The 10,395-nt window shown below is 72.7% G+C and carries 7 protein-coding genes and 3 pseudogenes; 8 read left to right on the forward strand and 2 right to left on the reverse strand.

Annotation, left to right across the window (positions count from 1 at the left end):
• Positions 1 to 769: MFS transporter (locus tag VR45_RS09150; protein ID WP_045939175.1), on the forward strand; the 769-nt coding region annotated here is incomplete at its 5' end.
• Between the two features lie 4 nt (positions 770 to 773).
• Here VR45_RS09150 and VR45_RS43795 read toward each other — a convergent pair.
• Entirely contained in the window at positions 774 to 1,610 is an 837-nt protein-coding gene (locus VR45_RS43795; RefSeq protein WP_078896352.1) for an alpha/beta hydrolase, read from the reverse strand.
• 474 nt (positions 1,611 to 2,084) lie between these two features.
• On the opposite strand from VR45_RS43795, the gene VR45_RS09160 reads away from it, so the two are divergent.
• The 4 genes and pseudogenes from VR45_RS09160 to VR45_RS43805 form a co-directional block, all read left to right on the forward strand.
• Positions 2,085 to 3,311, forward strand: a complete 1,227-nt coding sequence (locus tag VR45_RS09160; RefSeq protein WP_234325893.1) for a HEAT repeat domain-containing protein — start codon at positions 2,085 to 2,087, stop codon at positions 3,309 to 3,311.
• Positions 3,312 to 4,020: 709 nt separating this feature from the next.
• A pseudogene (locus VR45_RS09170) lies at positions 4,021 to 4,506 on the forward strand (transposase family protein); the annotation flags it as partial.
• A gap of 615 nt (positions 4,507 to 5,121) precedes the next feature.
• Positions 5,122 to 6,105 carry a hypothetical protein gene (locus VR45_RS09175; protein WP_045939176.1) on the forward strand — a complete coding sequence of 328 codons (984 nt, stop codon included), beginning with the start codon at positions 5,122 to 5,124 and terminating at the stop codon, positions 6,103 to 6,105.
• A gap of 390 nt (positions 6,106 to 6,495) precedes the next feature.
• Positions 6,496 to 6,780, forward strand: a pseudogene (locus VR45_RS43805) (transposase); the annotation flags it as partial.
• A 7-nt stretch (positions 6,781 to 6,787) separates the two neighbouring features.
• On the opposite strand, the gene VR45_RS09180 reads toward VR45_RS43805, so the two are convergent.
• Complete coding sequence (locus VR45_RS09180) at positions 6,788 to 8,110, reverse strand: MATE family efflux transporter (RefSeq protein WP_052708953.1); 1,323 nt, start codon at positions 8,108 to 8,110, stop codon at positions 6,788 to 6,790.
• A 214-nt stretch (positions 8,111 to 8,324) separates the two neighbouring features.
• Between VR45_RS09180 and VR45_RS09185 the strand changes: the two genes are divergently transcribed.
• From VR45_RS09185 to VR45_RS46770, 3 genes and pseudogenes are all read left to right on the forward strand, one after another.
• The gene (locus VR45_RS09185; protein WP_045939177.1) at positions 8,325 to 8,867 is read left to right on the forward strand and encodes a PadR family transcriptional regulator; all 543 of its coding nucleotides are present in this window, start codon (positions 8,325 to 8,327) and stop codon (positions 8,865 to 8,867) included.
• A 303-nt stretch (positions 8,868 to 9,170) separates the two neighbouring features.
• On the forward strand, positions 9,171 to 9,953 hold the full coding sequence (locus VR45_RS09190) for a class I SAM-dependent methyltransferase (RefSeq protein WP_234325894.1): 783 nt from the start codon (positions 9,171 to 9,173) through the stop codon (positions 9,951 to 9,953).
• A gap of 131 nt (positions 9,954 to 10,084) precedes the next feature.
• Positions 10,085 to 10,395: pseudogene (locus VR45_RS46770) on the forward strand (hypothetical protein); the annotation flags it as partial.

Here is a 10,395-nt window from a genome sequence, read left to right on the forward strand (position 1 = left end):
GCACGGCCTGTCCCCGACCGTCTGGCTCGGGCTGGCGGCCGCGACGGCACTCGGCACCGCCTTCCTCCGCCACGAACGGCGGACCCGGCACCCGTTGCTGCCACCGGCCGTCCTCCGCACCCCGACCGTGGCCCCCGCGCTGGGCGTCCTGCTCACCGCCTCGGCGGCCCTGTTCGGCACGCTCTTCCTCGTCACCTACTTCCTCCAGGACGTGCTCGCCCTCGACCCGCTCGCCTCTGCGCTCCGGGCGCTGCCGCTCGCGCTCGCGATGGTGGTGGCCGCGCCCGTCTCGGCGATCCTGAGCCGACGTCACGGTCCGCGCCGGACGGTGGTGGCGGGGATGTCCTCGCTCACCCTGGGCATCCTCCTGGCCTCGGGCTTCCGCCCCGACACCCCGGTGCTCATGACGAGCGCGGCGTTCCTGCTGCTGGGCACCGGCTTCGGGGCGGTGATGGCCACCGCGACGACGGCGGTCGTCCGCGCCGCGCCGCTCGGGACCGCCGGGGTCGCGGGCGGGCTCCAGCAGACCGCGATGAACATCGGCCCCGCCCTCGGCGTGGCCGCCGCGACCACCCTCGCCGCCGGCCGCCCACCGGCCGAAACCCTCGTCCCGGCCCTGATCGCCCTGGCAGCCGTGGCCGCCACCGGCACATTCCTCGCCACCCGCCTCCCGGCCGCCCACCGACCCACCGCACCCATGCCCGCACCCGCACCCGCACCCGCACCCGCACCCGCACCCGCACCCACGCTCCGGGACACTGAGCGCTGAAGCCCTATCCGCCCACGGCGTCCTGCACGAATCGCCGCAGGTGCGCACGCACCACGTCGGGCTGCTCCAGCCAGGGCTCGTGCCCCGCGCCCTCGATCCGGGTCAGCGGAAGAGCCAGCCGGAGCGCCAGCGACTCGAGTGCCGACACGGGGCGGGGATCGTCGACCCCACCGAGGATCTCCGCCCGCACGGGCAGGCGTGCGCGCAGTTCGGCAAGGTGCCCGTCGAGCGGATCGGCGCGTCCTTCGGTGCCGAGTTCGGCGTTCATGGACCAGTTGACCGGCCGACGCCGCCGGGCACCCTGGGCCGCCCAGCGCCACCCGCGTTCGGGGTCGGAGTGGTCGGTGAACCATGCCAGGGTGAGCAGCTCGACCTCCTGCTCCTCCGTGCGCTGCGGCAACTCCTCCAACTCGTGGAGCCGCTGCCGCTGGGCTGCGGACATCCGGCGGCCGCGTTCCGCTCGCTCCTCGGTCCGCCAGTCACCGACGAACGGCCCGCACATCAGCAGCACGGCGCGCACCCGGTCGGAGTGCCACAGACAGAACCGACTCGCCAGACCGGCGCCGTAGGAGTGCCCGATCAGCACGGCCTCGGACAGCTCCCACGCGTCGAGGAGTTCGGCGAGATCCTCGACATGCCGGGCGAGGGAATGTCGGCCCCGCCACGCGGACAACCCCGTGCCGCGCTGGTCGTACCGGTACACGGCCGCGAGGTCCGCGACCATCGGGGCGACACCGCCCAGATAGTCCGGCAACCCGGGGCCACCGTGGAGCAGGACCCCGGCCGGCCGCCGAGTCGTGTCCCCCAGTGCCTTCCAATGCAGCTGCGCCCCGTCGGTCATCGATACGAGGCCTTGCGTCTCCGTCAGAGTCACCGCCAGGAGGTTACGGCGTCGCTGATGCTCCGCCAAGCTCGGCCGTCGGGTCAGGACGTCCGGTCAGGACCTCGGATCGGGACGTCGGGGAAGTGCGCGGGTTCGCGGATTCTCGGTCGGTCATCGGCTGGAACCCACAGGCTGAGGCTGCACAGGCAGGGATCCTACGAGCGTGTTCCGCGTGGCACCGTCTTCGGTCCCGCTCGACCGGGCGCTTCGTCGCTGACGGGTGGCCTCGGCACTCACTCGTTGCTTCGGGTACGTTGCTCACTTCGAACACACCATCAGGGGGAGCCGTTGACGGATTCGTCGTTGGACCTGGCCGGCCGGTTGGTCAGTGCCGTGACCACCGGGGACACCGATACGGTGCGGACCTGTCTGGAACAAGGGGCAGCGCCGGACACCTTGGGCCCCGACGGGCTGCCTTTGCTCTGCGCCGCCGTGGCCAGGTTCGATCACCTCACCGCTGGGGTTCTGGTCGACGGGGGTGCCGACCAGGACCTCGAGCTTCCGGACGGTGGCACTCCCTTGCTGCGGGCGGTCGACACCGGCTCCCCCACGCTGGTCTACGCAGTACTCGGGAAAGAACCTCGGCTTCGCCTGCCCGAGGCTTCCCGGCGGGAACTGCTGGACCTGGCCCGGTACTGGCACGAGACGGGCGTGGTCGAAGAACTGCGCAGGCGGACCGGAGCCGCAGAACCTGCTGTCATGCGCCGGGTCGACGATCCTGAGGGTGACACGATCGACGAGTTCTCCCTCGGCGGTCGCACCGTGCGGGACGGCCACGGGGCTGTCCTCACCCACCTCGAGTGGGCGTTCGACGTGTTCCCGCCTCTCGACGAAGTGATGGCACGCGCCGTCCCGCACGCGCAGGACGGGGACAGCAACTGGTTCGCGGCTGCCTACTACCTGGGCCGGCGCCGCGGCCCACGCATCTGGTCCGGGCTCGCCTCGCTGCGGCACCACCCCGATCCCCTGCACCGCCGCTTCCTCGCGCAGGTCTTCTGGCACCGGAACCTCTTGGCGACGGTGGACCGCGCAGCGGACGTCGCTCAGGATGTCGACTTCCTGGCGTCCTGGGCGCAGGAGGAGCCCGACGGGCAGGTCCTCGCCGCCGTCCTGGACATCTACACCGGCCACGGGCATCCGGAGCAGGAGGCCATCGGCCTGCGGTACATCGGCCATCCCGATCCGAGCGTACGCAGCGAGGCCGTGTTCTGCGTGGGCCGGGAGCGGGCCGCCCGCAGCGACGCGGCCGCATCGGCGCTGCTCGGCCTCGTCCACGATCCCGAGCCCGAGGTCCGGGCCTCCGTCGCCCAGGTGTTCGCCCAGCGGTTCACTCCCGACAAGCGACTCGAGCCTGCGGTCCGGGACGCCCTGCTCGTGCTGGTCCGCGACGAGACCCTCTGGGTGCGGCGGCGCGCCGCAGAGTCCCTCTCCGACTACGACGACCGGAGCGCCCCCGTCCTGGACGCCTTCCTGGCGCTCCTCGACGAGGAGGACAAGGATCTGCGACTGGAGGCGGCCTGGGCACTGGCCCGCCGCGACCACCCGCGGACCGAGGAGGCGTACGAGCGGGTCGGACCGCTTGACGCGTTCTCGGAGTACGACCACCGGACCTCCGGCATCTGGCACTACCGCGCGAGCAATCGGAGCGACCAGGCATGACAGGTCGCCGCCGTGCCTGTCTTCGGCGCGGTCGGGGATTCCGCAGTTCACCGCGACACGTGATCAATGCGCTGGTGGTTGGCTACCTCGGCAGCTTCGCGGTGCGCTCCGGACAGGCGGCGCCGACGTACCGAATGGCGGTCGCGTCGGTGATCCCGAGGAGCCTCATGAGCTTGAGGGGGTCACCGGTGGCGAAGGCTCCGTCGAGGATCCGGTCCTGGCGCAGGCCTTCCGGGGTCAGCCCTTCGGGCAGGCCGATGCGCAGGGAGTTCCTACTGACGGCCGGGTGGCCCGGGTCGAGCGCGGTCTTCTGGCTTCTCGGGCAGCAGGTCTCCGAGTTGCCGGAACGGTCGGCCCCCCGGGGTGCCGAGGCACGGCCGTCGGCTCGGTCATGGGTGCTGTCCGGCGGGCGGTCAGAGCGCCGTGTGGTCCTGGATCGCCAGCCCGTCGGAGCCGTCGACGGGCTGCCCGGACAGGGTGTGTGCGCCTCGACGACGACGCCGGGGGCGGTAACCGGCCCCTGGACCGCGCTATACCGCTCACTACGGGCGGCCGCGAGTGCCGCGGTGGCGGCGCCGATCAGGGCCGTGTGACTGCTGTTCAGTTCCACAGCTCACGCTCCGGTCCCGGAAATCGATCGTGCGCAGCTCAAGCAGGCGCATTCCGCTCGCTCAACCGAATTTCTGGCTCCGGCCCGCTTGTGGGTGTGGTGTTTTCGGGACTGTCGACCCTGGTCGTCGAGGGCGTGACGGACGAGGGCGAGGTCATCCGGGTGTCGGCGCGGACCCGGGACGATCCGGTGCCGTGCCCGGTGTGCGGGCAGCCGACGGGGCGGGTGCACGGCTTCCACGGGCGGGTAGTCGCAGATGTGCCGGTGGATGGACGGCGGGTCGTGGCGTCGGTGCGGGTCCGGCGCCTGGTGTGTCCGGTGCTCGGCTGCCCGCGGCAGACGTTCCGTGAGCAGGTTCCCGGTGTTGTGGAGCGCTATCAGCGTCGCACCAACCGTCTGGCCAACCAGCTCGGCTCCGTGGTCAAGGAGTTGGCGGGCCGGGCGGGCGCCCGCCTCTCCCGGCTGCTGGCTTGCGCGATCTCCCGCTCGACCGCGTTGCGGATGCTCATGCGCAGGGCGGTACCGCCGCTGCGCGTCCCGCGCGTGCTCGGCATCGACGACTTCGCCCTCAAGCGCCGTCGACGCCGGACTCACCCTCCCGTACCACAACGGCCGCACCGAGGGCGTCGACACGCAAACCAAGCGGATCATGAGGCAGATGCACGGCCGAGCCAGGTTCCCCTGCTCCGCCACCGCATCCTCCTCCAGTGATCACTACACGGCGCTACCACCGATCACGGACAGAGCCGTTGGCTGGACAGACCCGCTTCCAGGCTGTTGGCCTGTGCAGACCCGCGTTGACGGCCCGGGCCTCCTTGTGCTTGGCCACAGTCGTAGGCGGCCCGGTTGTTCGGGCTCCAGCGTCTCGGTGAGGGAGTGCCAGTCGCGCCACGACACCGGCGCTACTGCGGTGCGCTCCGGGACAACGGGCAGAGCGTGGAGAGGACATCGCCCGGACGCGGGGCCCCTAGCGTGCTGTATCGGTCGGGTGCATCGGAGGCGATGTGACCCGGGCCCTCGGATCGAAGAGTTCGGAAACGCTGCGCTGTCGGGAGAGACGAGGAGAGTGCTGTCATGAGGTATTCACATCCACGAGCGGGTAATCGTTCACGAGGCGGGCGGCGGGGAACCGCAGTCCGGGCCGGTCTGGCGGCCCTGGCCTGCGGCGGCCTGCTGACCGGGGTTACCGCGCCGCCGGCGGTGGCTGCGGCGCGCCCGGAGTCAGGATGGGTCAACAGCGGCGGATCCGCCCGCAGCGACTTCCCGCCGAGCGTCCTGAACACCGGGGGCATCGAGTACACCGCCGTCACCGGCCTCGACCACCGCATCTGGGTCAGCTACAACGGCAACCCGTACCGGCAGATCCCCGTGGCACACGAGACCCGTGACGCACCGACCGTCGTCACCATCGCCGGCCGGATCACCGTCTTCCACACCGGCGTCGACGGCGCCATCTACTACACCCTGCTGCAGAACCTGGAGAACAACAACTGGTCCGGCTGGACCAGGGTCCCGGGCAACGCCGTCGCCACCGGGACGCCCGCGGTCTCGGTGCTCATGGGCAACGTAGCAAGCGTCACCGTGCTCACGGTGAACGGCAGGCTGGCAACCCAGCGCATGGAGATCCAACCCGGCGGCATCTCCTACCGCACCAACTACACGGAGCTGGCGAACTGGCAGCTGCCCACCAACCTGCCGGCGGGAGAGAACACGATCTTCTCCTGGACCTGGTTCAACCGGGCCGGCAACCGGGAGCTGTACATCAACATCGCCGCAGTCGGGATGGACCACCATGTGTGGACCGGCGGCTACAACGTGAACAACCCGAACGACACCGTCGCACCGACCCCCCTGCCGGGAGGCGGCGTCTGCAACTCCAGCGTGGCCGTGGCCCGGGGCGGACCGCCGGACCGGGTCGCCAGCCCCGGCGACCCCGGCTACCACAACATGTCCCACCAGGCCCTCGCCTGCATCGGCACCGACGGCAACGTCTGGGAGAACCAGTCCAGCGACGGCGGAGCCAACTGGGGCGGCTGGAACCGCACCACCGACGGCGCGGGCCCCTCCCGCACCGGGCCCTCGCTCTGGGGCGCCGGAAACACCATCGGCATGGGCCTCAGCTGGAACGCCACCGCCAGCCCCCGCTTCCCCGACGACGCGATCGTCGAGAAGAGCCTGTTCTGAACCGGCGCCCCACGCGCCAACAGGTCCCGACCGCCACCCGGTCGGGACCTTCGCCCGTCCTCACCATTCCTGTCCGCCGAAGAGCGCCGACCACAGGTGCCGGCCGACGACTCCATCACCCTGCCATCAGCAGCAACAGGGTTGATGCGGCGGAGCAGGGGGGACAGCGCCTGACGGTGGAAGGCCCCGTAACAGGCCATCCAGCCCCGCACGACGGGGTTGATCATCCGTGCGAGAGCCGCCTCAGCTTTCTGTTCAACCTCGCTCTTCTGTTTAACCTCGCTGGTCACCCGACCTGCTGATCTGCGGTTCTTTCCAGGACAGCAGAGGCGGCCGTTCTCCACGCTTCGAGATGTCGAGTCAAGAGGCACGAGAGAACGGCCGCTGCCCATGAGTCTTCCCGTCGACGCGCCCACAGGTGACGCGTTGGGCATCTTGTCCCGCTTTCGGGTCGAGTTCTACGAGAGTCTGTACAAGCGAGCGGATGTGCTCTTCGAGCTCAGCGACGCCCTGTTGTGCACGGACGGGCCGGTCAAGACGTTGGTGGACCTGTCGCCGGCGGCCGAGCACCGGCGCGGGCACGGCGCGATGTACGCCGCGCTGGATCGGGGCCGGCTCGAGCCGACCCGGCTGCGACGCGCGCTTGCCGCCCTGCCGATTCCCAGGCTCGCTGAGACAACCGTCACCCTTCGTTACCACCGATTACGGGCCAGGGCCGAATTTCTGACGCCTCCTCAGGCCCGTTCGGGACCAGTACGTCCCCGGCGGCCCCGGCCCGGCGGCGGGACACCGGGGGCAGGAGCAGGGCGAGTTGGACCAGCGCGCCGATCGTCATCCCGGCCCAGAGGCCGCGGACGCCGAGCGGACCCGACAGGGCCGCGCCCGACGCGAGCTGGGCGGCGAGGCCGAACAGCACCGCGAGCACCGGTCGCCGTCCCGCGCCGGCCGCCTGGTGCACTCCGCCGAGGGCGACCACCAGCGCGTAGGGCAGCAGGTAGAGGCCGGCCATCCGGAGGAAGCCGACGGCCTCGCCGGACACCGCCGGGTCGTCGGTGAACAGCGCGGTCACCGGTCGCGCGGCCGCCGCGCAGAGCAGGGCCGCGCCCGCGCCGAGGGCCCCGGCCAGCCTGGCCGTGTCGCGGGCGAGGGAGCGCACGACGGCGGCGGGGTCGGCACCGGCCCGCCGGGCCGCACCGGTCAGCCGGGCGGCCTCGATGGCGGCGGCCTGCCGGACGGCGTAGAAGGCCATGGTGACGATCAGCAGGACGCGGTACCCCACCCCGTACCCGGCCACGGCCGGCACGCCGAAGGCCGCGACCAGGCCGAGCTGGACGGCCCCGACGCCCATCCGCGCGGTGAAGTCCAGGCCGAACGGCGCGCCGGTCGCGGTGATCGCGCGCCCCTCCGCGAGCAGCCCGCCCGCCGGGGCCGGCAGCCGGTGGCGGCGGCGGAGCAGGGCGGTGACGGCGAGGGCGACCGCTCGGGAGGCGGTCAGCGCCAGCGCCGCGCCGGTCACGCCGAGCGCCGGGAACGGGCCGGGCCCGAGGATCAGCAGCGGGTCCAGGACGAGCAGCAGGGCATTGCCGAGCAGGGCCGTCCGCAGCGGCGTCCGGGTGTCGCCGACGCCCTTGAACAGCTCGTCGGCGATCCGCTGGGCGAAGAACAGCGCGAAGGCCGGGAAGGCCACGGCGAACCAGTCGGCGGCGAGCGCGGCGGCCTCGCCGTCCAGGAAGGCGGCGGCGATCCGGTCCCGGGCCAGGAAGCCGGGGACGGCGATGAGGAGGCTGCCGAGCGCGCAGAGCCGCCACGCGGCCCGGGCGACGCGCCCGGCCCCGGCCCGGTCCCCGGCGCCGTGGGCGTGCGCGAGCCGCACGGTGGTGCCGGACGCGACCACCAGGACCAGGCCGAGCAGCAGGTTCTCCACGGTGCCGGCCAGAGTGACGGCGGCCACCGCCGGGGCGCCCAGCCCGGCCACCCAGTAGGCGCCGACGACCGAGGCGACCACCCCGTCGGTCCTCGGTCTCGATGACCTCGATGGCCTCGATGACCTCGAATAGAGATACATCGAATCGAGGCACCTCGACAAGAGATATCGTGGCGTCGTCACGGAGCGCGCGGCCACGGGCTGCCGACCGCCGCTCCGGACCGGAACGCCGACGACACCGACGACACCGACGACACCGACGCCGGAACGCCACGACAACGGAGGGCCCCCGACCGTGCTGACGCTCGCGATCCTCGGTTTCCTGCACGACGAGCCGCTGCACGGCTACCAGCTGAAGGCCCTGATCACCGGCCTGACCGGCCATGTCCGGCCGGTCAGCGACGGCGCGCTCTACCCCGCGATCACCCGGCTGGAGAAGGCCGGACTGCTGCTGCGGCGCACCGAGCCGGGCGCCGGCGCCGCCCCCCGGCAGGTCCTGGAGCTGACCGCCGAGGGGCGCGCCGAGCTGGAACGGCGGCTGGCCGAGCCGACCGAGGTCGAGATCTCCGACCAGATCCGCTTCTTCACCGTCGCCACCTTCCTGGACCGACTGGCCGATCCGGCCCGGCAGGCCGCCGTCCTCGGACGGCGGCTCGCCTTCCTGGAGGCGCCGAGCAGCTTCTTCTACGACGCCGACGGGCTCCCGGTGACCGCCGAGCGGGAACCCAATCCGTTCCGGCGCGGCATCCTGCTGGTCGCCCGGGCCTCCAGCGCGGCGGAGCGAACCTGGCTGACCGAGACGATCGCCGAACTGGAACGCGGCCTGCCGAACGCCTGAGCGGACCGCCGGACACGTTGCTCCCCGAGGGACTCCCGCCGGCGCGACACGTGGCTATGATGACCGCCACCCCCGCGGCCGGTCCGTCCGGCACCCCGGCGCCGCCGCGAGTGGCCAGGTCACGGGCCGGTCCCCGACCCGCGCCGTCCGCACCCGAGGGAGACCGCCGTGCCCAGTGCCGACATCGCCGACGCCGCGGACACCGCGCACACCGCCGGTGCCGCCCGGTCCGCGACCGGCCCCGGACCGGGCGCACCCCGGCCCGCCGCGCGCCGGGAGGACATCCCCGGCTGGTTCTTCCGGCTGGACCAGGAGGCCTTCGGGCACCTCCTCACCGCCCAGAGCGCGGCCGGCACCACCGGCGACATCCTCGAACTCGGCAGCTACCTGGGGCGCAGCGCCGTCCTGCTCGGCGACCATCTGCGGCCGGGCGAGCGCCTGACGGTCTGCGACCTGTTCGACTCGGAGGCGGGCGACGCCGACAACGCCGCCGAGATGACGATGTCCTACCGGGCCTCGCTCACCAGGAGCGGCTTCGAGGCGAACTACCTCGCGTTCCATCCGGAGCTGCCGACCATCGTGCAGGCGCCGACCTCGGTGCTGGCCGACGGCCGGGTCCCGGACGGCAGCTGCCGCTTCGTCCACATCGACGCCTCCCACCTCTACGAGCACGTGGCCGGGGACATCGAGGTGGCGCGGCGGGCGCTGTCCGGGAACGGCCTGGTGGTGCTGGACGACTACCGCTCGGAGCACACGCCCGGTGTGTCGGCGGCGGTCTGGCAGGCGGTGTTCACCGGCGGGCTGCGACCGGTGCTGCTGACGCCGATGAAGTTCTACGGGATGTGGGGCGATCCGGAGCCGGTCCGGCGGGTACTGCTGGCGCGCGACTGGCGGTCGGAGGGGTTCACGGTGGACGAGGACAGCATCGCCGGCGCGTCGGTGCTGCGGCTCAACAACGCGGTCCGTCCGGCGGCGCGGCGCTCGGGCGCGCGCCGGCTGCTGCTCGACCTGCTGCCGCCGGTCGCCACCCGGTCGGCCCGGCGGGCGCTGGGCGCGCTGCGGGCGTGGCGGAGGCCGGGGGCGTAGCGGACGCGGCGGGCGCGGCCGGACCGCATGGCCGCGCATGGCCGGACCGTGCGGTCGGACCGCCGGTAGGGTCGCCCGGTCGGGTCCGCCGGCCGGGCGGGCCGGACGCCGCACCCGTGGAGGGCTCCGAAGTGCCGTCGAGAACGCCCGATCTGCCGCACCCGCCGCACGTCCCCGAGTCCCCCGAGTCCCCCGGGCCCGCTCGACTCCCCGGGATCCCCCGGCTCCCCGAACTCCCGCGGTTCCCGCGGCTCCCGGTGGACGAGGACCTGGTCGAGGCACTGCGGGCGCTCGCGGTGCCGTTCGAGGAGGTGAACGGCCTCCTGGCGGCCCGGACCCGGCTGGACCGCGACCGGGGACTGCGGACGTTCTTCGAGGAGATGCTGCGCACGCAGGCCGCGGCCGTGGGAACGCTCGGGCAACCGGCCGGGCTGGACCGTGA

The organism is Streptomyces sp. NRRL S-495, from assembly GCF_000966955.1.
Classification (GTDB): domain Bacteria; phylum Actinomycetota; class Actinomycetes; order Streptomycetales; family Streptomycetaceae; genus Kitasatospora; species Kitasatospora purpeofusca.